Origin of the sequence: Erythrobacter insulae, from assembly GCF_007004095.1 — a bacterium.
Taxonomy (GTDB): domain Bacteria; phylum Pseudomonadota; class Alphaproteobacteria; order Sphingomonadales; family Sphingomonadaceae; genus Erythrobacter; species Erythrobacter insulae.
The window spans coordinates 1,604,445-1,626,287 of sequence record NZ_VHJK01000001.1; the positions used below are offsets into that span (position 1 = coordinate 1,604,445).

General features: G+C 57.5%; 25 protein-coding genes. 6 read left to right on the forward strand and 19 right to left on the reverse strand.

Translation table 11 applies throughout. The annotated features are described in order from the left end of the window. Window positions 1-7 precede the first annotated feature (7 nt). Genes FGU71_RS07640 through ispG form a run of 3 tightly spaced genes read right to left on the reverse strand, consistent with a single transcriptional unit; the run spans window position 8 to window position 2,586 of the window. Entirely contained in the window at window positions 8-895 is an 888-nt protein-coding gene (locus FGU71_RS07640; protein WP_185960234.1) for a histone deacetylase family protein, read from the reverse strand. A 33-nt stretch (window positions 896-928) separates the two neighbouring features. Further along, entirely contained in the window at window positions 929-1,447 is a 519-nt protein-coding gene (locus FGU71_RS07645) for a thioredoxin family protein (RefSeq protein WP_142788023.1), read from the reverse strand. Beyond that, entirely contained in the window at window positions 1,444-2,586 is a 1,143-nt protein-coding gene (ispG, locus tag FGU71_RS07650) for a flavodoxin-dependent (E)-4-hydroxy-3-methylbut-2-enyl-diphosphate synthase (protein WP_142788024.1), read from the reverse strand. Before ispG ends, FGU71_RS07645 begins: the two co-directional genes overlap by 4 nt. A gap of 69 nt (window positions 2,587-2,655) precedes the next feature. Between ispG and FGU71_RS07655 the strand changes: the two genes are divergently transcribed. Next, window positions 2,656-3,660: a zinc transporter ZntB gene (locus FGU71_RS07655; protein ID WP_142788025.1), complete on the forward strand. Its 1,005-nt coding sequence runs from the start codon at window positions 2,656-2,658 to the stop codon at window positions 3,658-3,660. 29 nt (window positions 3,661-3,689) lie between these two features. Here the strand turns inward: FGU71_RS07655 and FGU71_RS07660 are convergent, their stop codons facing one another. The 4 genes from FGU71_RS07660 to FGU71_RS07675 all read right to left on the reverse strand — a co-directional run bounded on the left by FGU71_RS07660 (window position 3,690) and on the right by FGU71_RS07675 (window position 5,716). Next, window positions 3,690-4,355, reverse strand: a complete 666-nt coding sequence (locus FGU71_RS07660) for an NrsF family protein (RefSeq protein ID WP_142788026.1) — start codon at window positions 4,353-4,355, stop codon at window positions 3,690-3,692. A 1-nt stretch (window position 4,356) separates the two neighbouring features. Beyond that, window positions 4,357-4,887: a sigma-70 family RNA polymerase sigma factor gene (locus FGU71_RS07665; protein WP_142788027.1), complete on the reverse strand. Its 531-nt coding sequence runs from the start codon at window positions 4,885-4,887 to the stop codon at window positions 4,357-4,359. Between the two features lies 1 nt (window position 4,888). Beyond that, window positions 4,889-5,362, reverse strand: a complete 474-nt coding sequence (locus tag FGU71_RS07670; protein ID WP_142788028.1) for a DoxX family protein — start codon at window positions 5,360-5,362, stop codon at window positions 4,889-4,891. Between the two features lie 75 nt (window positions 5,363-5,437). Then, window positions 5,438-5,716, reverse strand: coding sequence for a BufA1 family periplasmic bufferin-type metallophore (locus FGU71_RS07675; RefSeq protein ID WP_142788029.1), 279 nt, complete (start codon window positions 5,714-5,716; stop codon window positions 5,438-5,440). A 277-nt stretch (window positions 5,717-5,993) separates the two neighbouring features. Here FGU71_RS07675 and bufB point away from each other — a divergent pair, with 277 nt between their 5' ends. Genes bufB through FGU71_RS07690 form a run of 3 tightly spaced genes read left to right on the forward strand, consistent with a single transcriptional unit; the run spans window position 5,994 to window position 8,626 of the window. Beyond that, window positions 5,994-6,848 (forward strand): MNIO family bufferin maturase, encoded by an 855-nt coding sequence (bufB, locus tag FGU71_RS07680; RefSeq protein WP_142788030.1) that lies wholly within the window; start codon window positions 5,994-5,996, stop codon window positions 6,846-6,848. After that, the gene (locus tag FGU71_RS07685) at window positions 6,845-7,642 is read left to right on the forward strand and encodes an HvfC/BufC N-terminal domain-containing protein (RefSeq protein ID WP_142788031.1); all 798 of its coding nucleotides are present in this window, start codon (window positions 6,845-6,847) and stop codon (window positions 7,640-7,642) included. Before bufB ends, FGU71_RS07685 begins: the two co-directional genes overlap by 4 nt. Window positions 7,643-7,687: 45 nt before the next feature. Next, entirely contained in the window at window positions 7,688-8,626 is a 939-nt protein-coding gene (locus tag FGU71_RS07690; protein WP_142788032.1) for an alpha/beta hydrolase, read from the forward strand. A 7-nt stretch (window positions 8,627-8,633) separates the two neighbouring features. On the opposite strand, the gene FGU71_RS07695 is transcribed toward FGU71_RS07690, so the two are convergent. The 3 genes from FGU71_RS07695 to FGU71_RS07705 all read right to left on the reverse strand — a co-directional run bounded on the left by FGU71_RS07695 (window position 8,634) and on the right by FGU71_RS07705 (window position 11,370). Next, on the reverse strand, window positions 8,634-9,584 hold the full coding sequence (locus tag FGU71_RS07695; protein ID WP_142788033.1) for an SDR family NAD(P)-dependent oxidoreductase: 951 nt from the start codon (window positions 9,582-9,584) through the stop codon (window positions 8,634-8,636). An 11-nt stretch (window positions 9,585-9,595) separates the two neighbouring features. Beyond that, on the reverse strand, window positions 9,596-10,108 hold the full coding sequence (locus tag FGU71_RS07700) for a GNAT family N-acetyltransferase (RefSeq protein WP_142788034.1): 513 nt from the start codon (window positions 10,106-10,108) through the stop codon (window positions 9,596-9,598). 101 nt (window positions 10,109-10,209) lie between these two features. Next, entirely contained in the window at window positions 10,210-11,370 is a 1,161-nt protein-coding gene (locus FGU71_RS07705) for a mechanosensitive ion channel (protein WP_142788035.1), read from the reverse strand. Between the two features lie 184 nt (window positions 11,371-11,554). Between FGU71_RS07705 and FGU71_RS07710 the strand changes: the two genes are divergently transcribed. After that, complete coding sequence (locus FGU71_RS07710; protein ID WP_234035766.1) at window positions 11,555-12,619, forward strand: isoaspartyl peptidase/L-asparaginase family protein; 1,065 nt, start codon at window positions 11,555-11,557, stop codon at window positions 12,617-12,619. Between the two features lie 15 nt (window positions 12,620-12,634). On the opposite strand, the gene bla is transcribed toward FGU71_RS07710, so the two are convergent. The 9 genes from bla to FGU71_RS07755 are packed head-to-tail and all read right to left on the reverse strand — an operon-like array spanning window position 12,635 to window position 21,031. Continuing rightward, window positions 12,635-13,525, reverse strand: a complete 891-nt coding sequence (bla, locus tag FGU71_RS07715; protein ID WP_234035683.1) for a class A beta-lactamase — start codon at window positions 13,523-13,525, stop codon at window positions 12,635-12,637. Window positions 13,526-13,542: 17 nt separating this feature from the next. Next, a complete protein-coding gene (locus FGU71_RS07720; RefSeq protein ID WP_142788038.1) occupies window positions 13,543-13,788 on the reverse strand; it encodes a hypothetical protein in 246 nt (81 codons plus the stop codon). Further along, window positions 13,785-14,705 (reverse strand): RDD family protein, encoded by a 921-nt coding sequence (locus FGU71_RS07725; protein WP_142788039.1) that lies wholly within the window; start codon window positions 14,703-14,705, stop codon window positions 13,785-13,787. The genes FGU71_RS07720 and FGU71_RS07725 overlap by 4 nt, the downstream gene beginning before the upstream one ends. Next, on the reverse strand, window positions 14,702-15,793 hold the full coding sequence (locus tag FGU71_RS07730) for a stage II sporulation protein M (RefSeq protein WP_142788040.1): 1,092 nt from the start codon (window positions 15,791-15,793) through the stop codon (window positions 14,702-14,704). The genes FGU71_RS07725 and FGU71_RS07730 overlap by 4 nt, the downstream gene beginning before the upstream one ends. Then, window positions 15,790-17,130: a DUF58 domain-containing protein gene (locus tag FGU71_RS07735; protein WP_142788041.1), complete on the reverse strand. Its 1,341-nt coding sequence runs from the start codon at window positions 17,128-17,130 to the stop codon at window positions 15,790-15,792. The genes FGU71_RS07730 and FGU71_RS07735 overlap by 4 nt, the downstream gene beginning before the upstream one ends. A 4-nt stretch (window positions 17,131-17,134) precedes the next feature. Beyond that, complete coding sequence (locus FGU71_RS07740; RefSeq protein ID WP_185960236.1) at window positions 17,135-18,097, reverse strand: AAA family ATPase; 963 nt, start codon at window positions 18,095-18,097, stop codon at window positions 17,135-17,137. Then, window positions 18,094-19,371: a DUF4350 domain-containing protein gene (locus FGU71_RS07745; protein WP_142788042.1), complete on the reverse strand. Its 1,278-nt coding sequence runs from the start codon at window positions 19,369-19,371 to the stop codon at window positions 18,094-18,096. Before FGU71_RS07745 ends, FGU71_RS07740 begins: the two co-directional genes overlap by 4 nt. Continuing rightward, window positions 19,368-20,078, reverse strand: coding sequence for a hypothetical protein (locus FGU71_RS07750; protein ID WP_234035684.1), 711 nt, complete (start codon window positions 20,076-20,078; stop codon window positions 19,368-19,370). Before FGU71_RS07750 ends, FGU71_RS07745 begins: the two co-directional genes overlap by 4 nt. 59 nt (window positions 20,079-20,137) lie before the next feature. Then, window positions 20,138-21,031 (reverse strand): prephenate dehydratase, encoded by an 894-nt coding sequence (locus FGU71_RS07755; protein WP_142788043.1) that lies wholly within the window; start codon window positions 21,029-21,031, stop codon window positions 20,138-20,140. 119 nt (window positions 21,032-21,150) lie between these two features. Between FGU71_RS07755 and FGU71_RS07760 the strand changes: the two genes are divergently transcribed. Further along, the gene (locus tag FGU71_RS07760) at window positions 21,151-21,828 is read left to right on the forward strand and encodes a c-type cytochrome (RefSeq protein ID WP_142788044.1); all 678 of its coding nucleotides are present in this window, start codon (window positions 21,151-21,153) and stop codon (window positions 21,826-21,828) included. Window positions 21,829-21,843 lie beyond the last annotated feature (15 nt).

Genomic DNA, 21,843 nt, shown 5'->3' on the forward strand with positions numbered 1-21,843 from the left:
GGTAGCATCAATTGCCAGGCTGTGACACCGCGACATTTTCTGCCGCCATCGCCAGCATGGATTGCGCGTGCCGCCCGGCAACTTCGCGTTGGTCATCACCGTATCCCCCGCCAAGGGCCGAAGCGATCGGCAGGCCGCGCATGCGCGCTTGCCGAACGACATATCGGTCTCTCATCGACAGCCCGGCATCGCTTAAGGACAGCCTGCCGAGCTTGTCATTCACATGCGGATCGACACCGGCCTGATACAGCACCAGATCAGGATCGAATTCGGCGAAGACTTTCGGTAAATGCGTTTCCAGCGCTTCCATATATCCGTCATCATCAACCCCGTCGGGCAAGCCAACATCGCGGGTGGAGCGGGCCTTGCGCACTGGAAAATTCTTTTCCGCGTGAAATGACAGCGTGAAGATATCCTCGCGTCCGGCAGTCAGGCTGGCGGTGCCATCGCCCTGATGCACATCGAGGTCGATGATCAGGATCCGGCTTGCGTCACCTTGCGCGATCAAGCGATTGGATGCGACGGCGAGATCATTGAACACGCAGTAACCCGCCCCGGTATCGGCAAGCGCATGGTGGCTTCCGGCGGCACTGTTTGCAGCATATCCGTGCTTCATGGCCAGATGCGCGGCCAGCCACGTCCCGCCATTTGTATGCCGCACACGGTCGCGAATGCGCTCTGTGACGGGGAATCCAATCCGGCGCTCTTTTTCGCGCGGGACTTTCGCACGGAACACTTGATCGACATAATCGGGATCATGCACCGCCTCGAGCCATTCGCGCGGCATGGGATCGGGCGAATGTTCAGTAACAGCCGCGCCGCTCGCGCGCAGCGCCTCCATCACGAGGTAGTATTTGTCGAACTTGAATGTCCCGCGTTCCGGTTGCGGTGCCATGTAATCGGCGTGGTGGACGACGTGCAGCAGGGCCTAGGCGCCTTTATCTGCGAGCATCACCAACTCTGCAAAGATTTCGTCTTCGCTGCGGCTCGCCGAATTGCGCCAGGTGGTCGCTGTGTCCCCGTTCACAAGCTCGCCATCTGCCGTAATCACGAGCAGGTTTGGCGTGCCGGGCAAATCTTCGACGCCGAATTTGCGCGCTATTCCAAGGTTATGCCCGTCGCCGCGTTGAGGCATTCCGATATTCACGAATACAAGCTCGTATTTATCGGCAACCATCGACGCTATCGGCTCGCTTTCCATCCAACCGGCGAGCGCCCGGCTATCGTGGCACCAGTTTGCGCCCATCACGAGCAGCACGCGTTTTCCCGTGTCCGCGGCACGGAGCAAAGCCGCCTCGACATCGCCTTCTGCATCGTCAGAGACGATGTAGGCTTCGGCTTCGGGATAATCATGATGCGCGGCGCGGTGATTGAAAAACCAATCACCTCCGACAATCGCCGCCGCTAGGATTATCGCTGCGCCTAGCGTCAAAATCTGGCGGATCATTCGGCGGCTTCGGCTGCGTGCGGATCAAACGCGGTGGCTTCGCCGGCCTCGATCTTGGCAGCTTTATCCTCGACCAGTTTAACGATGTGATCGAGCATATCTTCGTCTTCGATCGTGTGGGCTTTCATGCCCGATAGATAGACCATGTGTTTGCCGCTGCCGCCGCCAGTCAGGCCGATATCGGTTTCGCGCGCTTCGCCCGGACCGTTTACAACGCAGCCCAGAACCGAAAGGCTCATCGGGGTTTTGATATGTTCAAGGCGTTTTTCAAGCGTTTCCACGGTACGGATGACATCGAAACCCTGACGCGAACAGCTGGGGCAGGACACCACGCGAACGCCGCGTGTCCGCAGGCCGAGCGATTTCAGCATTTCGTAGCCGACTTTGACTTCTTCTTCCGGCTCCGCAGAAAGCGAAACGCGGATCGTATCGCCAATTCCGGCCCAGAGCAGCGAGCCCATGCCGATCGAGGATTTGACAGTTCCGCCGATCAGTCCGCCCGCTTCGGTAATACCGAGATGCAGCGGACAATCGACCGTCTCTGCCAGACCATGATAGGCGGCAACCGCGAGGAAAACGTCGCTTGCTTTCACGGCGACCTTAAAATCGTGAAAATCATGATCCTGGAGCAGCTTGATATGATCAAGCGCACTTTCGATCAAAGCCTCTGGGCAGGGCTCGCCATATTTTTCGAGCAGATCCTTTTCCAGACTGCCCGCATTCACGCCGATGCGGATTGCGCAGCCATTGGCTTTCGCTGCGCGGACAACCTCGGCAACCTTTTTGGCCGACCCGATATTGCCGGGGTTGATGCGCAGGCAGGCCGCGCCGCCATCCGCTGCTTCGAGCGCGCGTTTGTAATGGAAATGGATGTCGGCAACGACCGGAATATTCGCGGCGCGCGTGATCAAGGGAAACGCGGCGGTTGCCTCTTCTGTGGGGCAGGAGACGCGGATAATATCACAACCCACGTCTTCGCAACGGCGGATCTGGTCGATCGTCGCCGCTGCATCCTCTGTGGGGGTGTTGGTCATGGTTTGCACAGTGATCGGCGCATCGCCGCCCACCGGTACATTCCCTACCATGATCTGGCGGCACTGCCGCCGTTCGATATCGCGCCAAGGCCGTATTGAAGACATGACCGCCATATAGTCCCACATTGATGACGCGGCAATGACAAGCACGCACAGGTCGGGCATGATGCGCAAATGGAACGATTTGATACAGATGCCGCCGAAGGCATGGACCCAATTATTTTCGGACGCGTGCTCGATGGTAAAGGCGGGGCGCGTCCTATCAGCAGATCGGAAGTCGACCATTGGCAGCCGGAGGCGCCGGGCGAGATCCTTTGGCTTCATCTGCGGCGGCATGCGGTGGAGGTGGAGCCGTGGCTCGTTTCTGACCTCGGGATTTCCGAAGTGACGGCGGAGCTGCTGGTTTCGGATTCGACCCGTCCGCGCGCCCTGCGTGAAGGAAACGCGCTGATTGCGACGCTGCGCGGCATCAATTTCAATCCGAATGAAGAGCCGGAAGACATGATCTCCCTGCAGCTTTGGTCAGACGGTACGCGGCTGATCACCTTGCGTAAAATGCCGATGCAGACGCCGCGCGATGTGCGGGACATGCTCGACGTGGGCAATGGCCCAACCGATGCCGGCGGCACGATCACGCAGATCGTCGAACAGCTTGTTGTCAGAATGGGTCAGACGATTGTCGATATGAACCTGCAAATCGACGAACTCGAAGCGCTCGACGTGGAGGAGGATCATGACGAAATTCTTCCCAAGATCACCTCGATCCGCCGCAATTGTCTTGCGCTGAAACGTCATATGTCGCCGCAGCACGAGGCATTGGAGCGGATTTCGCGCGATGCCCCCGGCTGGTTTGAAGACCATGATCGCCGCGAGATTGCAGAATCGATTGAACGCCTTCGGCGGTATCTCGATGATATCGATATCAGCAAGGAAAGCGCCGTTGTGTTGCAAGACGAGCTTAGGGCGCGGAGCCTCGCGTCGAATGAACACGCGACCTACATGCTGACAATCGTGGCGGGCATATTTCTGCCGCTGGGGTTCTTAACAGGTTTGATGGGCATCAATGTCGGCGGAATGCCAGGGACCGAGGACGGTGATGCGTTCTGGATTGTGGCCGGCATCTGCTTTGCAATTATTGCCGTTCAGCTGTTTCTGTTCTGGCGCTGGAAATGGCTGTGAGCCGCCCGCAAGACGGCTCACTCCAATTCTCACCAGCGGATCAGAGGAGGGACTGCGAAACGTCCAATCACTGCCGCAATCACAACCGGTGCAAAATGCCACAGGCCAACATGTGACAGACTGTCGACCGGACAGGTAATCCCATATGCCAGAGTGCCCAGCGATCCCGCTGCAAGGCCGGTCAGCCACGCAGAACGCTCAATCGATACGGGCGCGCCGCGGCGAAGCCACAGGATCGAGGCCGCAGCGACCACCAGAGCAGCCGTCAGAGACGCTTGTGTGCAGAGCCATGCAGCCGGATCGTTAAAACCTGAACGCGCGCCTGACCCGCCAGCCGAAATCAAGCTGATGATCGCAGCCGCCGGTACTATCGACAACATGGCAAAGCTCCACGCAGGTGCATTGCCGCGTGAGCCGACACGGGGCTGAGCGCTGGCGATAATGCCAGCCGCGCTGGCGAGTCCGACAATCAGCAAAAGACCGTGCGTGATCAGGAAATAACCTGATGCCTCGCCGTGGAGCAGGCCCCACCAGAATTCATGAATCGCAATCGATCCGATTGTCGCAATTGCAGTCGCCGCCGCAATCAACAGCACGCCTTCGATCGGTTTGACCCGGCGCACCGGAGCAAGGTTTTCGGTCATGGACGCGATAAGGTCTTCGCGGGATTGGGGGCGGGTGGAAAAATCAGTCATTTCAATCAGCTTCCTCAACCAAAGATGCCAGTTTTTTCAGGCCTCTATGGATATTGACTTTGACCAGGCTTTCGCTCTGGCCAGTTTTCTCGGCGGCTTCGCGGACGGACAATCCGCCTATTTTGACCATTTCGATCACTTCGGCTTGTTTTTCGGGGATTTGCCCGAACAATCGATCAAGGCTCACGCGGGCTAGGACGACTTCTTCTTCGCTGTCTTCTACCGCATCGTCTTCCATCAGTTCCTGGCTGTCATGCTTGTACACTTTGCGCAGATGATCGACCCAGCGATAGCGCGCAATGGCCGCGAGCCACGGAAGAAACGGACGGGAAGGATCCCATGTCCCGCGTTTGGTATAAAACGATATCAGCACCTCCTGCACCAGATCATCGATCTGATGGGGCGGGACACGGCGGCGAAAATACCGCTCCAACCAGACGCCTACCTCGGTGAGCAGCACATTGCCGGCGACTTTATCACCGTCCTGTGTCGCCACCATAAGGCGGGCGAAAGTTGGCTCATCGGCAACCACGCTACGCGGCTTTCGGTGCCATGAAACGGGCGGTGATAGCATCGAGCGAAATGGCTCCGCCGCCGCGGCTTACAAGGAACGCGCCCAAGGCAAGAACGGTAATGGCCCAGCCAAAGAAGTGTGCGGCATCAGGAAAGACGAACAGCTGGATAACCACTGCCATACCCATCAGCGCCAAAGCGGAAAAGCGCGTAAAGAGACCCAGAACGAGCAGGATAGGAAACAGAAACTCGCTATACGTGGCCATTGGAACCGCCAGATCGGTCGGGATAGGCAGGCCGGAAAATTCGTTCTCGAAAATGAAATACTGCGTCTCGTCGATTTTCAGCCACGTTCCCTCAACCACTTTGGTTTTGTATGAACGCCAGAAAATCCCGGCTAGCGCGATCCGCGCAAAAAGCTGCGCAATGCTCTCGACTATCGTGCCGGACAGCAATCCAACCAGACGATTATACATGGTCACAATTCCGCTCATAATATTCCTCCTGAATTGTCAGCAGCGGGGTCCCGGATTTTTTGCCTGACGGGCCCCAGCCACTGCGGTTTTCTATTATTTGATCGGCTTCAGTGAGCCGTTACCTTTTGGTGTCTTGATTGTAACGCAGCTGCCTTTGTCGACATACTTCCACGCATTGCCCTGGTAATCTTTGGTGGAGGTGCCGGCGCAGCTTGTGCCCGGACCGGCGGCGCAATCATTCTTGCCGGCTTTGGACACGCCGTAGCATTTCTCTTTGGCGCCTTGAGCGGCAACGGGGGTGGCGGCAAGACCAGCTGCAATCCCTGCGGTTAGGGCAAGGCCGGCGATGTTTGCGATTGATTTGGCATTCATGGGTTGTCTCCAAAACTTGTCAGTTCGCCCGGCGCTTTGCCGGACACATGATGCCATTCGCGCCATTGTGCGATGTGGTTACATTAGGGTCAAATAATCTTGCCGCTTTGCTGTCTTGGTGTTGATTGTAACGCAGCGGGACACAGCGCCGAACTCGATCCTATGAATGGCCGCGCGCAGAGCCTGCATATCTCATCAACCAGGCGCTTCGGTGTCCTGCCTGACCAAAATCATTCGCGGCTTAGATATTTCTAACCTTCTGCTATGAGAGGCAATTATGGAGCATCATACCTCTATCACCGCGTTTGGCGGCTTTGGCCTTGGCCTTCGGCGTACGCACCATGAGGACTTCCTCACAGCGACTGTCCCTGTCGATTTCGTTGAGGTGATCAGCGAAAATTACATGATCGAAGGCGGCAAACAGCTGCGGATCCTTGACGCTGTGCGCGAGCGGTATCCGGTTATCCTGCACGGTGTTTCGATGTCGATTGGTTCGGCTGGCGGATTGGATGCAGACCACCTTGCAAAGCTGAAACGGCTTGAGCGTCGGATCAACCCGCTGTGGGTTTCTGATCATCTGTGCTGGACACGGACCAGCGCGCATAACAGCCATGATCTGTTGCCAATGCCATTAACCCGGGAAGCGTTGGCGGCCGTCTGTGCAAATATTGATCAGGCCCAAAATGAACTGGGCCGCGCCATGCTGTTCGAAAACCCATCCAGTTACCTGACATTTCCCGAAGACGAGATGAGCGAGTGGGAATTCCTTGGTGAAATGACCCGCAGGACGGGATGCTACCTGCTGCTGGATGTGAACAATATCTATGTCAGCGCGCGCAATCACGGTTTCTCGCAGGATGACTATCTGTCTGGCTTGCCGCTGGAGCGGGTGCGCCAGATCCATCTGGCTGGCCACGATCCGGCGACAAGGGATCGCCCTGTGATCATCGACACGCATGATCGCCCCGTCGTGGACGGCGTGTGGGATCTGTATTCAAAGGCCATGGCGATGTTGCCGCAACCGGTCGCAACAATGATCGAGCGCGATGAAGACATCCCCCCGATTGCCGAATTGTTGACCGAGCTTGACCGTGCGCGCGGCATCGCAGGCAAAGCATTGCTCAGGGCATGAGCAGGCAACAGAATTTAGCCGAACGTCAGGCGGCTTTCATGCGCGCGATTTTGGACGAGAACGCGCCCCTGCCCGAAGGGTGGAGCAATTCGCAAGCCGCCGGGATGGCAGTCTATCGCGGCAATTACCGCTCCGCTCTTGTCGGTGCGCTGGAAAACACGTTTGAACGCACCGCCCGTTATGTTGGCGAAGGGCCATTCAAACAGGCCTGTGCGCATCACGCGATTGCCCATCCTCCGTCGGGCTGGACTATCGATGAAGCCGGTGCGGGCTTTGATATGACCTGTGCGCAATTGTTCACGAATAACCCTGAAGTGGCCGAGCTCGCATGGCTTGAATGGGTGATGCTCCGCGTATCGAGCGGACCCGATCAGACACCGCTGGATGCGCAATCTTTTGGTCAGCAAACATCAGCCTTCGATGATGATGACTGGATGCAGCTTCGCTTGCAGTTTCAACCCCTGTCACGGGCCCGCGAAGTCTCGGCCAACCTGACCGGACTCTGGAACGCGCTGGAGGATGGTTTTGATGACGCACGGCCGGCACCCATGCTTGATCAACCCAAAGGCTGCATCGTTTCGCGCGAAGCGGAACTTCCGACCTTTCAAATGACTACGCCGGAGGCTGCGCGAGCATTTTCGGCCATGCAAAACGGCGCGGCCTATGGTGATGCAATTGTGATGATTGCAGGGGAGGATGCGGGCCTGGCGACCATCCAGAAAGCGGCAATGCAAGTGGGCGCTATGGTAGGGGAATGGCTGAATGAAGGTATTATCACCGGCCTGAATCCTTGACTCTGGCTCGCCGTGCGTCAGGCTCGCGCGAAAGGGAGTGTTGGGATGTTAAGCGAAACCTCGATTGAACTGCGCAGTGCAAAGCCAAGTATGCTTTTGCGCGGTATCAAATGGCTATTGTCAAAGCGCAAATCGGTCTTTCCGACTGATCCTGTTGATATCGGGCAATTCCTTGACGGCCGCTCGCTCCCACATGACGCGCCGATGCCTACCAAGTTCGAAACGCGTTTTCGGGTCGAACATTGGGAGGCTGAAGGGCAGAAGGTTGTCACGCTTCATCCCAAATCCGGGCCTGGTGCATGGCACATGCTCTATTTTCATGGCGGCGGGTTTATCCTGCCCATGTTCGATGTTCACTGGCCTTTAGCCGCCGAGCTGGTGGACCAATTGGGGATCAGCGTCACTGTCCCGCTCTACCATGTTGCGCCGGAGCATTCGTATAAAGATCAGGACGCGCTGGCCGATGCCGCCTTTGCACGGATCGCAGCATCGCATGATCCCTCCCGCATCATTTTGAACGGCGATAGCGCGGGCGGCCATATGGCGCTGTCTCTTGCTTTGCGCCTTGCAAGGACGGGCAATGCACAGCCGGGCAAGCTGGCATTGTTCGCGCCGTGGCTCGATGTGACGATGCGTGACGATGCCATGCGGCAGGTTGAGCCGCACGACTTCATGCTGAAAATCGACGCATTGCGAGAATTCGGTGCGATTTGGGCGGAGGACCGTGATCCGGCAAGCCCGGCCTGCAGCCCGCTCTATGCGACTAAAGAGGATCTTGCCCTGCTGCCGCCGACCCGGATTTGGACAGGGCGGCATGATCTGTTCATTATCGACAGCCGGACTTTTACAGGCACGCTGCGCGAAGCTGGCGTGGATGCCAAACTGTACGAATACGAAGCCGCACCGCACGTCTTCATGGCGATCACGCCCACACGCGAATCCAAGGACACGATAAGATTGCTTGGCGAATTTATCGCGGCGTGAAGTCCCGCTAAGCGGTGAAGCTTTCACCGACCATCTGTTCGCTCATCGACCACAGCCGATCCGCGCTCGCGCTATCAAGTGCGTAGCTGCGAACGCCGCCAGTGGACGAGGTTTCATCCACTTCGGCGACGTGGCAGTCCTCACAATACACGCCGCCGCGGTCTCTCAATTCACTTGCTGTGGCGGCCCAGCACTGCGTCGCGGCGCCTTGCGGTATGGTTTTCCATGAGAAGCCGGGATCGCTTTTGGTAACCCGCGAAATCAGCGCTTTTGACTGATCTTCGCTTAAATGCCGGCTGAGATTGGTCCGAATGCCGCCCGGATGGACAGCATAAGCGTGGATCCCTTTGCCGCCAAAGCGTTGCTCAAGCCCGACTGTAAACAGAATGTTGGCCGTCTTCGATTGGCCATAGCTGACCCATTCATTGTAATCACGGTTTTCAAAATTGGGATCATCGAGGTCAACGGGCGCCATATGATGGCCCCGGCTCGATAAGTTGACGATCCGTTTGTCTTGCCCTTTTTCGACCAAAGGCATCAAATGCTTGGTCAACAAGAAGTGGCCTATGTGGTTGGTGCCAAACTGGGTTTCGAGACCGTCGTTGGTGGCGCCTTTGGGTGTTGCCATGACCCCTGCATTGTTGATCAAAACATCAATCTTGTCGAAACGGTCTCGCGCTTCTTTGCCGCATGCCCGAACGCTTTCCAAAGCGCCAAGATCGCATATGATGCTTTCAATCTGCGCCTCAGGGTGATCGGCTTTGATTGCGGTCACGGCAGCGTTGAGCTTTTCCTGATCGCGTCCCGCCAGCACAACATGAGCGCCTTTTGCAGCCATAGCCCGGCCCGTTTCCCGGCCCAGACCCGAATTTCCGCCAGTAATGAATACTGTTTTACCCGACAGGTCTTGGCCCGCGAGGACATCGTCTGCGGTGCTGCTTTCGCCAAAATCGCTCATGCTTCTCTCCCTTAAAGACGGAGCTCCATCAGAAACTCTTCGTCGATCTGCTCGCCTACTTCAAATGTGATATCGGCAATCTTGGTAAAGCCATAACGGGTATAGAAACGCTGTGCACCGAAGTTTTCAGAATAGACCGACAGCTGGATCGCATCATGGTTTGCGACGCGTGCATGGTTGAGCGCCCAATCCATCAGCGCAGCGCCAATCCCTTCGCCTGTGCGATCAGGCGCGGTATACAGCTGGTTCAAGGCTATCGGATTTTTCGCATCGGAGTGGTGCGCATAATCGCTGGGCGCGCTCATTTTGCAAAATCCGATCAGACTTTCGTTTTCTTGCGCCAGACAGTGACTGATACCCAGCATCGCGATTTGCGCGCGGATCGTCTTTTCGCAATACGCGGTGGCCAGAAATTTGTTGAGATCATCGGCACTGTAAAGGTGCTCGAACGTGGCGCAAAAGCTCTCTTTGCCCAGCAATGCGAGGCCGGGCACGTCATTCAATCGGGCTGGGCGCATAATCATGCCCGCGTTCTAACCACAATCGAAGCGGCAATTAAACGCAAAAAAGGGCGCGGCAGATGGTCCGCCGCGCCCAGTTTACAGGATGGATCTGGAGCCGGTAATCAGCTTTCGTCAGTCGCATCCATCTGTTCAAGTTTCTTTGCTGCCCATTCGCGTCCGCCCAGACCGAAGGCCAACGATCCCGCAACAGCAAGGCCGATCACCAACGCGCTGAAGGCCGTCTGCACGATCTCTTGGCCAACACCCATGAATTGAAGACCCATGAAGGCGAACAAAAGCATGGTGGCATAGCGCACAACTGTTCCGGCCATGCCGGCACCGGCCAGCATTTTGCCGAGCATATTTGCGATGAGAAAACCGGCTGCGATAACCAGTCCGCCAAAGATCACGCTGCCGCCAAGGGCAAGCACTTCGTCAAGAATGGCGGTCAATTCAGGGAAGCCAAGCATCCGTGTCGCCGCGATGGCGAAGAACAGTATGATGGCGATCTGTACGACGCGCGCGATCACGCTGGATGCTTTGGTTTCGGCAGGCAGCAGGCCCAATGCCGAGATTGGACCATCAAAACCAAGCCCGCCCAGCAATCCGGCCAGCAGATCGACCACAAAGCGGCTGATCAGATAGCCGATACCGAGCAATACACCGGCAGCGATGATATTCGGGATTGCCGCCAACACGATGGTCAGCATATCCGTCGCCGGACCGGAGACAGAGGCAATGTTGAGCACGCCAAGCGCGCCAATCGCCACCGGAATGGCGATCAAAGCGTAAACCACAGTGCCCAAAGTTGTGCTGACTGTGGTGTTGCCCGTCACTTCTTCGACGCCGCCTTTGTTGGCCCATTTGTCGATGTTTACCGTTTGCATTGCGGTCACAGCGATGTCGCGCACGATCCCTGCGATCATGAGGCCGATAATCAGCAACAAGGCTGCGCCGACAAGGTTCGGGATGAATCCCATGACCGTGTTCAGCAATCCGTTGATCGGCTCTGCCACAGCGTTAAGTTCCAGCACTTGAAGCACAGCAATCAGACCAAACAGCCAGATCAGCAGCGAGACAATCTTGCCCAGTGACATCCCGATACTGCTTCCGCCGCTGATGCCGCGATTGAGGAAGGACACTTTATCGACCAGTTTGGCAAACGCCCATTGGGCCATTTTCGCAAGCAGCCATGTGACAATCAGAATTCCGATGGCATACACTGCCTTTTCGCCGAGCTGCATTGCGAGCTCTGGATCAAATTTGTAGTTACCAATTTGCATTGGGACCCCCTTTGTTGGATTGATTGGAATGTAAGAATAGATTTCTTTGACCGGCGTAGGGGATCCTGTCGAATTTGAAACAGAACGCCGGTACAAATTACAGATATTTACATCGAAAAGAGGTATAGTTTTGGAAATGCGTAATTTTCGTTCGCTCGCCCTGACATTTGTATTGTTTACTGCAATGATGGCGGGGAATTTGTTTTCGGCAAAAGCATCAGAGCAGGATTCTGATCCACGCTGGTCGATTGCAATTCACGGCGGCGCAGGCACGCTGGATCCTGACCGGATGACGCCAGAACGCCGCGCTGCTTATGAGGCCGCTCTGCAAGGCGCGCTGGACGCAGGCAAAGCTGTGCTGGCGGATGGAGGCAGTGCCATGGATGCGGTGAAGGCGGCGATTATCCCGCTTGAGAACAACCCGCTGTTCAATGCCGGGCGCGGGGCGGTGTTTACATGGGAAGGGCGCAACGAGCTGGATGCGTCGATCATGGATGGCCGCGATCGCAGCGCGGGCGCTGTAACCGGCGTAACCACGATCAAGAATCCGATCTTGCTCGCTGACAAAGTGCGAACCGATAGCCCGCACGTATTCCTGATGGGAGAGGGCGCAGAACAGTTTGCAGGAGAGCAAGGGCTTGAAACAGCGCCGCCGGAATGGTTCGCAACCGAAGCCCGGCGCAGCGCGCTGGAGCGGATGAAGGCAAATCAGCTGTCGGCGCTGGATGTTGATCACAAATTCGGCACAGTGGGCGCGGTGGCGCTCGACATGGACGGCAATCTCGCCGCGGGGACATCAACTGGCGGGATGACGGGCAAACGCTGGGGCCGGATCGGCGATGCGCCGGTCATCGGAGCTGGAACGTACGCCGATAATCGCAGCTGCGCGGTTTCGGCAACGGGGTGGGGCGAATACTTCATCCGTGTCGGCGTGGCGCAGGAGATTTGCACGCGGTTGCGCTATCGCTTTCAGATTGATCTCAATGCCGCGCAATTGACAGTCCCCAAGGACAAAGAAGGCAATCCATCCTACTATATCCACTCCTACGAAATGCCACTCAGCCTAGAGGCGGCTCAGGAAGAAGCGGACATCGTTATGTCTGATGTAAAGGATCTGGGCGGCGATGGAGGGGTTATTCTGGTGACGCGGGAAGGCCACGCGCTCTACAGCTTTAACACAACCGGCATGTACCGAGGCCGCGCGACCAGCGACGGGGTAAACGAAGTTGCGATTTTCGCTGCGGAGTGACGCTGCAATTTGCTGCTAGAATGGCAGAATTCGGTCTCTTCGGGCGAAATCAGCGATGATTTCGCCCACCCGCGCCAAGGCTGTTTCTGACGTCGGATCAATGCCTTTATGCGTCTCACGAGCCCGGAAATAGGTCGCGAATGTGATCGGCGGGTGTTTTTCAGGTTCGACAAAACCGATATCAACATACAGGCTGCCCATGCCTGGCCAGATCGAGGTGCCGGTCTTGTCGCCCGAACGCCATTCATCCGGCAACCCTGCACGGACACGGCGCATTCCCGTGGATGTATCGGTCATCCATTGGCGCAGCATGGATTGCTCGGATGCGGGCAGAACATCGCCAAAGGCAATTTTTGCAACGGTGCGGGCCATGGCAGAGGGCGTAGTCGTATCGCGGACCTCCGTGATGGGCACGTTGTTTAGCGCAGGTTCCATCCGGTCGAGGCGGCTGGTTTCATCGCCAATCGAGCGCCAGAAACCTGTCATTGCTTGCGGTCCGCCCACTTCACGCAACAGAATATTCGCAGCCGCATTGTCGGAAAATTTCTGCACGGCTTCGGCCAGTTCGAGGAGTGTTGCGCCTTCGCCCAGCCGCTCTGTCGTGAAAGGAGAAACAGACATGAGCGCGTCTCGCGTCCATGTTACTCGCCGGTCCAGACTGTCCTGTCCCGCCGCATTCCGCGCCAGCACCATCGCGGCTAGCGACAGTTTGAAAGAGGAACAATGGCCGAACCGCCTATCCCGGTTCAGGCCGACGCAATAGCCGGTGGCTGTATCATAAATCTCTGCACCCAGCATGCCATTGGCCGCCGCCTCTGCAATGCGCAGCTTTGCCGTCAACCGTCCCAGCGGGCTCTGATCCGGCGGAAGGCATGCCGATGCACCAAGTGCGAGTGTTCCACCCATAAAAGCGCGCCGCCGGATCATGCGAGATGTTTCTCCATACAAAGGTCGTATTCGTCAGCGCCATAGTCGCCGAAAGCGCGGCATTGGGCAAATCCGAACGCTTCATCAAGGTGGACGGCGGGGCGAAAAGGCGCAGTCCGGCCGTTTTTCAGACTTAACCACGTATATTCGCGCGCTTCAGGCACCTTGATTAGATGAAGACACGGCGGACCCAGCGCATCATGGCCTGATAGGTCATCCGGCTGGATATCGAATTGCGTCATGAGAACTTGTTGGCCTTGCGTTTGCCAAAGCGCATATCGCCTTCGAGCTTGGCGCGCAGCTGAGCATAGAATGCCTCCAGAAATGCGCGCTCGTCTCCTGCACCCGGATCCCAGCCAATTTTGCGGCAGATGGTTTCATGGACCGCCGAAAGCGCATCGGTTTGATTGTCGCGCAGCATCCGTTCCAGCGTCTGCAATTCATGCTCGCCATAGATCGAAAGCTCTGCATCCCCAAAGGCATAGCGTGCGCCTGTGATTGCGCTTGATCCCTTGGCCGCGGCCCCCTGGGTCGAAAGAGCCTGGGCAAGTTTGGTGCGCGGGGCTTCGACCACCCATGTCCCCGCAATTACATCCCCTGCGCGCAAAGCGTCTTTGTTGAAAAAGGGAAACAGCATGAAGATGAGAAACCAGATCAACCCGGCGATCCCGGCATTGCCCGCCGCGCCGCTTGGGGCGACCATGATGAAAACGAACGGCATGAACAGTTCGATATCCCGCAGCAAATTACGCGCAATGACCGCTTCGGGGGTTAACCTGCCGCCGTTGCGGGAGGCCACTCTGATACCGACAATCCGTTTTCCAAAAGTCGCGCCTCGCGGGCCCAATTCCATACTCAGAAAATACGCATAGCGGGCCAGGAAGCCGAGCAAAATGAGGATGATGAACAGGAATTCTGCAGCACCAGAAACGCTCTGCTCCATCGCATTGGCGGCGTCTTCGAACAGACCGCCGAGGATCAGCATCAGAATGATCTGCACCGCCATCAGCGCCAGCGAGATAAACACAAAATCGAGTATCAATGCGCCAATGCGCGATCCACGCGCGGCGATTGTCATCGGGATCGCCAGCCCCTCTGGCGTGATCAATGTGCGTTCGCGTTTGCGATCGACCGATATCGCTTTGGCTGCTGGATTCATTGGCCATCTTCTGCGCGTTGCGGTTGATAGACAAAGAAATACGCAATCCAGAACAGCAGAAACGCGCCGCCGATCAGGTAACGGCTTGCGGCTCCTTCGACCAATTGGCGCGGGAAAGCTTCGAGCATCGCGGCCACAACCATCATCAGGACAACACCGACCATAACAACCGCGCCGCGCCGGCCGCTTTCGGAAGCCGCGTCTAGAATGGAGCGTTCTCCGGGAAAGGCCATGGAGCGGCCAATGTGCAGACCCGCAGCCCCTGACAAAAGGATGCCGAACAATTCTGTGGTCCCATGAACGCTTAACCAAGCGCCAAATTCCCATCCCAATCCGGCGCTGGCAAACAGCCAGACCATCGCGCCCAGCATCGCCATATTGTGAATCAGCAAAAGCAACGAGGGGATACCGAACGCAAACCCGAGAGCAAATGCGAGGATGCAGACGCCTGCATTAATGCTGAAAAGATAAGCGGCAAAGACCGATAAACCGGCTGTTTCGTTTTCAACTTCTATGGTCTCAAGCAAGACGTCCCGGCTGGCTCCCGGTACACGGCCATCTGAAAGATTGGTTGGTACAAGGCGGTAATACCAGTCGGTATTCTGCAGAACGAGAAGCCAACCAACCAGCGCGCCTGCAACCATCACGAATAATGCAATACACACGTCGAGCCATATTTCGCGCACGGCCCGGCTCCAGCCGCCCAGAAAGAATTCGCGCAGCCACCCAAATAAGCCTTTGCGCGGACCGTAAACCTGAAACCAGGCGCGCTGAACGAGGCTTTCCAGATACGTCAGTGTCGCCGCATCAAGAGTGGTCTCGCGCGCCACGGAAAGGCTTGATGCAGCGGTCCGATAAAGGGTCGGCAAAGCAAGCAGGTCCTCATCGGTGATCCTGCGTGTTCCGCCTTTTTCCATAGCGACAACAATATCTTCGAGCCTGCGCCAGTCGCCTTCGCGCTCCAGTCGGAACCGGTCCGACCGCAGGGCCGCACTTTCGATATCTGCAGGCGCTTCAATCTCGCCCCTGCCGAACCACGATCCGATCCGGTGCTTTACGCCCGCAGCAGTGGTTAAAGGAGCGCTCATCCGATGGCCTCGCTGTTCTTGATCGCGAAGTAGCGGTCGATCAGCTGGTATCCGATCTGATCCCATGGTGCCTCAACCACATTGACACCCATACGGCGCAGGCGTTGCAGCACCACGGCACGCTGGGTCGCCAGTGTATCGGCGGTGACACTGCGGGCGAGTGTGGCGATATCTCCGGGTTCTTCGCTGACGAAAGTCTCAAGCTCGCTATCGGCAATCGTGACAAACAAGACGAGATGTTTCTCGACGAGCCTGCCAATGCTTTCGATCATCATTTCCGCCGCGGTCGGATCAGTGAAATCGGAAAACAGCACAACCATCGAGCGCCGCTGAAGTTTTGCTGTCAGGGTTGCCAGAGCCAGAGTGAAATTGGGCTCGCTCGCTTCGTAATCAAGTGCGGCAGCGGCGCTCTGCAAGCGATGAAAAGATCGGCTGTTTGAAGCGAATGGCGTCAAGACCTGCGGGCGCTGGGCAAAGCCGAACAGCGATACTTTATCGCCTCCTTTAAGAGCGACATAAGCGCATGTGAGCGCGGCAGAGACGGCTCTATCGATGCGCGGCATGCCATCAACCGGTTCGCACATGGCCTGTCCGCAATCAAACGCAAAGACGATCTGATTGTTGCGCTCGCTTTCATTTTCGCGAGCGTAAAGGTGGTTGTGCCGCGCACTTGCTTTCCAATCGATGCGGCGCCGGTCCATTCCTGCTTCGTATTCCGACAAGGCCTCAAATTGAGTGCCTTCGCCGCGAATCCGGCGCGCGATCAGGCCGTTTTGCGAATTGCGAAGAAACGTCTGCAATTCGCGGCTGCGAACAGGGGAGAGGTCTGGCCAGATGCGCAGCTCTTTATCCAGCGACTGGATCGTCTGCCGCGCGCCAAGGCCCAAAGGCCCTGTCCACCGCAGCCAGGCGCGCGAGATTGTTGCCGTTCCGCGCCGCGTTGGAAACACATCAAAAGCACCGCTATACGTGTCTGTGTCTTCATCCTTAAGCAGCGTGAGATTTGCACGGCCAGACTGGCCTAGGCGCGGATCAAATTCGACGGCAGCCTCGGGACCAAAGGCGGCCTGCCGGTTAAAGCGGGCGAACACTTCGATCGGGGTCGCCTGACCAACTTCTGTATCGGCCGGTAGCTGGACGATCCATTCGCGGCATGTCCCTGCGAGCAACGCATCCAAAATGATGAGAGCGATTAATACGATCGCTGCAGCCGGCGCGGCCACCCACATTTGCGGCGCAAGCGCCGCGATCACAATCGCGACCGGAGCAAACGCCGCAATCAGCCAAGCTGCGCGCTCTGTTGGCACAAGAGGAAGGTTGGGGCGGGGCAGCGCCATCAGACTAACGCGGCGCCTCGGTGCTTTCGACCAGTTCAGCGACCAGAGCCTCTATGTCGCGCCCTTCGATTTCAGCAGCCGGGCTGAGTGTCAGACGGTGGCGCAGAACAGGAACGGCGAGCGCTTTGACATCGTCCGGGATGGCATAGGCGCGTCCGGCCAGCGCGGCGCGCGCGCGAGCCGCATTGGCAAGCATGACGGCGGCACGCGGGCTGGCACCGACGGCGAGTTCTGCGTGTTCACGCGTCGCTCTGATCAACTGCACGACATATTGCGTGATCTCTTTGGCTACGGTGACATGTTGAAGCGCGGAACTGGCCGCGACCAATTGATTGGTGTTGGCGACAGCTTTGACACCCAAATCGGCCGGACGCTGCGGCCCTTGGCGCTTACCGAAATCGGTAACGATCCGGGTTTCCTCAGCTTCATCAGGATACTCGACCAGGAGTTTAAACAGGAACCGGTCAAGCTGTGCCTCGGGCAAAGGATAAACGCCCTGGTTCTCAATCGGGTTCTGGGTGGCGACCACCATAAAGCGCGGCGGCAATTGGTGTGTTTCCCCATCCAGTGTGACGCGCCGTTCCTGCATCGCTTCGAGCAAGGCGGCCTGCGTCTTGGGCGGCGTCCGGTTGATTTCATCGGCGAGCAGCACCTCGCAGAAAATCGGGCCGCGCGTTAGCGTGAACTGACTGGTCTGAAAATTGAACAGGTTGGAACCAAGAATATCGCCCGGCAAAAGGTCAGGTGTGAATTGGATCCGTCCAAAATCAAGGCCCAGCGCCGCTGCGAAACTGTTCGCCAGAAAGGTTTTGGCTGTTCCCGGAGGGCCTTCCAGCAGCACGTGCCCTTCGCTGACCATCGCAACCAGCAATTGTTCGATTATCTCATTTTGACCGACTACGGCCTTTGCTATTTCGGCGCGGATCGCATCGGCCAAAGTGCGCAATTCGTCTAGGCTCATGCTCATTTCGCAAGTTTCCCTTCAAGCTCTCTCAGCGCCTGTGCGGCGCGTAGTATTTCGGTGGATGATCGGGCTTCGCGCAACCGATCTGCGCGAAGCGAATAGGGTTCTTCTTCGGGCAAACGCACCGCGAGCGCCGCATCAATCGCTTCGGCATCATGCTTTATCAATCCAAGCCGGCTCGCCAGCCGCCGGGCAGACAAATCGGCATAGGGCGCGGCAAGCAAACCAAACCGCCTGGCCCGGACAATCAGGCCAGCTCCATTGCTCACCAGCTGTTTTTTGCCAAATGCAATTTCCGGACCGCCAATCGCAGCAGGGCCAAATCGCAAAAATGCGCGCCACGCGATGCTCAGCATCGCCAGTATCAGGCACAATGTGGCCGCCAGAAAGGGCGGTCGAAACGCGAGCGTCAGAAGATTTTCCGCGCCGCCAAATCCATTCAGAGTCAAATCAAAGGTAACGGCAGAATAATCGCCTTCATATCCAGCCTGCTGGACAAGCGCGATGGCTGCGGCTGCGTTTTCTTGGCGGGATAGACCGTAATTGTTCACCAGATCGGGTTCGACGACAAAGACTGTCCAATGGGCATTGTTGTAATATTCGCTGTCTTCCTCGCCCAGCACGCTTAGCGCAAGAATATGCCCGCTTTGATCGGTGATCAAAGGGTCATGCAGGGCGCTTTGTTCGGCATAGGCGATGGTCTTGGTCGGCACCTCTCCGCTTTGATCCAGCCCGCTCCACTGCGGCACTTCATCGTCTTCCAGAGTTTCGATTTTCTGCGTCAGAGCAAAGGGTGCCGGAAGCTCGCTGGTCCACTGGAGGGTGTTGGCGCTGCCAAGTGCAACCCAGCCGTCTTTGAATTTATCGGCAGTTTCGGCGGGCAAATTGTTAGGCGGGCCGCTGGCCGACCATTTGGGCAAAATGACCATCGTCGGCCCCAGATAATCGCGTGCCTCCAGGATTTGCGCGATGTCTTCGGGATCGGAATAGAGCGGCGGTGTAAGGATAAGAAGATCGGTGGTTTCGAGCCCGCTTGGTGTGCGTGACAGCGTGACGTCGAACTGTTCATTCTCAAGCAGTCTGACAAGGCCCGCATAGCCATTCAAACCTGTCGCGCTGGCATGAGCAGCCCCGGTATTGCCGCGATCACCGGTGTCGCCGGCGCTGATGAAATACAGCAACGCGATAAAGGCGGCAAAGCCGACCAGCACGATGCCCAGCACCCCTGCGCGGCTGAATGGAGAGGCGGATCGCCGTGCCGAGGCGGTGCCGGTCATGCGCGGCTTCCGATTTTGACGAGAGCAAATTCGGTGTAGGCTGCGCGCGCTGCCTCCCAATCGCTTTGATCGAGTGAGCGCAGCGCGAATAGACTGCGCTCCACGCGTTCGGAAATTGTTCCGAAGGCCCGACGGGCTGCGTCAGACAAAGCGGGCAGGGAGGCAAGCTCTCTTGCGGTGCTCGACGGCTCAACCCATTCCGGTTTGGCCGCAGCGATATGGCCAACACTGCGTTGCAGCAGCAGCCGGGTGGCCTCGGCATAGCGCCCTTCGGCCGCCAACCGGTCGGCATCTTCCAGCAGCGACAGCGTTTCACTGCGGCTGGGAGCCCATTCGGGTTCGCCGCGGGCAGCCCGGTTTGCCTGTTCAGCGCGCCGTTTGCGGCTGACCGGCCCAATCGTTCGGAAAAGGATGTAGCCCGCAAACGCAATGGCGAGCGCCAAGAGAACCCATTGCAATACGGGCCAAGACGCCCCGATCAATGCGCCGATAGGGGCCAGCAATTCTGCGAGGAAGCCAAACAATGCATCGAGCGCTTGCTCTATAAAATTGGGCTCACGCGGCTCGATCGGCGGAATATCGACAGGTTCGAATTGTATGTCGCTATCGCTGCGGACATCGTCCCAACTTTCCAGCGCAGCATTTGTGGCGCTCGCGCTTGTATCAGCACGCGTTTCGACAGGCAAAGACGAGGCTGCGTTGGTCATCCATCGTTGGTGGTGGCACGGCTAAAGGCGCGGCGCAACAGCGCATTAAAGCAAACGCTCTAACCGCGCGCTCTGGCCTGTTCATAGGTGCCCAGAATCCGCAATTCCTTGGAATAAAACGCACATTCCTCAAGCGCCCGGTCAACAGCCGGGTTGCCCGGCGCCCCGATAATATCGGCATAAAACATCGTTGCGGAAAAACTCGCGCCTTTTTGATAGCTTTCCAGCTTGGTCATATTGACGCCGTTGGTCGCAAAGCCGCCCATCGCCTTATACAGGGCCGCCGGAATGTTCTTTACCTCGAAAACGAAGGTGGTGATTGCCTGCTTGTCCGGTGACACCGGCTGCGCCGCTGCATCGTTCGCCAGAATAACAAACCGCGTCATATTATCATGACTGTCCTCGACATTGGTTTCGGCAATGTCGAGATTGTACAGCTCGGCCGCAATTGCAGGTGCGATCGCGGCAAGTTTTGGATCGCCTTTTTCCGAAACAAAGGCGGCAGCGCCTGCCGTATCGGCGTGGCTGAGCGGAACAATGCCGCGTTCCCGCAGGAACAGGCGCGATTGACCCAGCGCCTGAGGGTGGCTGTACGCGACCTCAAACGGACCTTTGCCGATACCCATCAAAGCATGGTGGATCGGCATGAAATATTCACCGACAATCGTCAGCCCGCTTTCTGGCAACAGAAAGTGGATGTCGGCGACGCGGCCGTGTTGAGAATTTTCAATCGGAATAATCGCCTGACCTGCGCGGCCATCTTTCACCGCCTCCAGGGCGTCTTCGAAACTGAAGCAGGGAAGGGGCAGGGCATCCGGCCTCGCCTCTCTGGCGGCGCGATGCGAATTTGCGCCGGGCGATCCTTGAAATGCGATAGCGCGCGGCGGATCGGCTTCGGCTTCTGTACGAAGCTGATCTACGATGGCGAGAGCTGGTCCGGGAAAACTGCGCATGATACGCGCTTTGCTAGTGCGGCAAAGCAGCCGCGGCAAGCCCGGTTGCGCGTTATGCAATGATAGATGTTGCGATCTCTCTTGCAAGCAGCGGAGCCGGGCATTAATGGACCGCACAGATGACACAGAAAAACTCTTCGGAAGCGACGCCCGTAGCCGCCAATGGCGGTGGCGATATGTTCAACACAGCAGCGGGCTGGGTGCTGTTCGCAGCAGGTCTGGGCCTCGGCCTTTCGATTCTCAGCGGGAAATTTTTCCACGCTGACAGTCCTGAGATGCCGGAAAAGCCCGGTTATTTCATCGCGGAGCCAGAGGGACCGGCAGACGGACCTGCGGAAATCAGTCTTCCCGAAGCGATTTCATTGGTGTCGGCCGCAGATGGCGAGAAAGTTTTTGCCAAGTGTCAGGCCTGTCACAATGTCGCGCAGGGCGGTCCTAACGGAATCGGCCCCAATCTGCATGGCGTCATGGGCGCAGCTTTCGCCAGCAAAGCCGGGTTTGGCTATTCGTCCGCGCTTTCAAGCGCCGGTGGCAACTGGGGCTGGGAAGAAATGGATGCGTGGCTCAAATCACCCAAAGGTTACGTAAACGGAACTTCGATGAGCTTTGCCGGTCTCGGCAAAATCGAAGACCGCGCGGCAGTTGCGCTGTACCTCAATGAAAATGGCGGCAGCCTTACGCCTCCGGAATTCACGCCTGTCGCCGAAGAGGACGCGGCTGCTGAAGCCGGGGCAGAAGGCGAAGCAGCAGCTGAGCAGGATGCAGCGGCGCAAACCGAAGAAGCGCCCGCCGAATAATCTGTCAAAGGGGCG

Bases quoted from the DNA above. Each gene is read 5' to 3' on its own strand.
- FGU71_RS07740 (WP_185960236.1), bottom strand. From the start codon at position 18,097: ATGAGCATGAGCCTAGACGAATTGCGCACTTTGGCCGATGCGATCCGC.
- FGU71_RS07640 (WP_185960234.1), bottom strand. From the start codon at position 895: ATGGCACCGCAACCGGAACGCGGGACATTCAAGTTCGACAAATACTAC.
- FGU71_RS07755 (WP_142788043.1), bottom strand. From the start codon at position 21,031: ATGCGCAGTTTTCCCGGACCAGCTCTCGCCATCGTAGATCAGCTTCGT.
- bufB (WP_142788030.1), top strand. From the start codon at position 5,994: ATGGAGCATCATACCTCTATCACCGCGTTTGGCGGCTTTGGCCTTGGC.
- FGU71_RS07705 (WP_142788035.1), bottom strand. From the start codon at position 11,370: ATGCAAATTGGTAACTACAAATTTGATCCAGAGCTCGCAATGCAGCTC.
- FGU71_RS07725 (WP_142788039.1), bottom strand. From the start codon at position 14,705: ATGAATCCAGCAGCCAAAGCGATATCGGTCGATCGCAAACGCGAACGC.
- FGU71_RS07700 (WP_142788034.1), bottom strand. From the start codon at position 10,108: ATGATTATGCGCCCAGCCCGATTGAATGACGTGCCCGGCCTCGCATTG.
- FGU71_RS07690 (WP_142788032.1), top strand. From the start codon at position 7,688: ATGTTAAGCGAAACCTCGATTGAACTGCGCAGTGCAAAGCCAAGTATG.
- bla (WP_234035683.1), bottom strand. From the start codon at position 13,525: ATGGGTGGAACACTCGCACTTGGTGCATCGGCATGCCTTCCGCCGGAT.
- FGU71_RS07745 (WP_142788042.1), bottom strand. From the start codon at position 19,371: ATGACCGGCACCGCCTCGGCACGGCGATCCGCCTCTCCATTCAGCCGC.
- FGU71_RS07735 (WP_142788041.1), bottom strand. From the start codon at position 17,130: ATGGCGCTGCCCCGCCCCAACCTTCCTCTTGTGCCAACAGAGCGCGCA.
- FGU71_RS07645 (WP_142788023.1), bottom strand. From the start codon at position 1,447: ATGATCCGCCAGATTTTGACGCTAGGCGCAGCGATAATCCTAGCGGCG.
- FGU71_RS07720 (WP_142788038.1), bottom strand. From the start codon at position 13,788: ATGACGCAATTCGATATCCAGCCGGATGACCTATCAGGCCATGATGCG.
- FGU71_RS07750 (WP_234035684.1), bottom strand. From the start codon at position 20,078: ATGACCAACGCAGCCTCGTCTTTGCCTGTCGAAACGCGTGCTGATACA.
- FGU71_RS07655 (WP_142788025.1), top strand. From the start codon at position 2,656: ATGGAACGATTTGATACAGATGCCGCCGAAGGCATGGACCCAATTATT.
- FGU71_RS07760 (WP_142788044.1), top strand. From the start codon at position 21,151: ATGACACAGAAAAACTCTTCGGAAGCGACGCCCGTAGCCGCCAATGGC.
- FGU71_RS07685 (WP_142788031.1), top strand. From the start codon at position 6,845: ATGAGCAGGCAACAGAATTTAGCCGAACGTCAGGCGGCTTTCATGCGC.
- FGU71_RS07670 (WP_142788028.1), bottom strand. From the start codon at position 5,362: ATGAGCGGAATTGTGACCATGTATAATCGTCTGGTTGGATTGCTGTCC.
- FGU71_RS07675 (WP_142788029.1), bottom strand. From the start codon at position 5,716: ATGAATGCCAAATCAATCGCAAACATCGCCGGCCTTGCCCTAACCGCA.
- ispG (WP_142788024.1), bottom strand. From the start codon at position 2,586: ATGTCTTCAATACGGCCTTGGCGCGATATCGAACGGCGGCAGTGCCGC.
- FGU71_RS07730 (WP_142788040.1), bottom strand. From the start codon at position 15,793: ATGAGCGCTCCTTTAACCACTGCTGCGGGCGTAAAGCACCGGATCGGA.
- FGU71_RS07710 (WP_234035766.1), top strand. From the start codon at position 11,555: ATGATGGCGGGGAATTTGTTTTCGGCAAAAGCATCAGAGCAGGATTCT.
- FGU71_RS07660 (WP_142788026.1), bottom strand. From the start codon at position 4,355: ATGACTGATTTTTCCACCCGCCCCCAATCCCGCGAAGACCTTATCGCG.
- FGU71_RS07695 (WP_142788033.1), bottom strand. From the start codon at position 9,584: ATGAGCGATTTTGGCGAAAGCAGCACCGCAGACGATGTCCTCGCGGGC.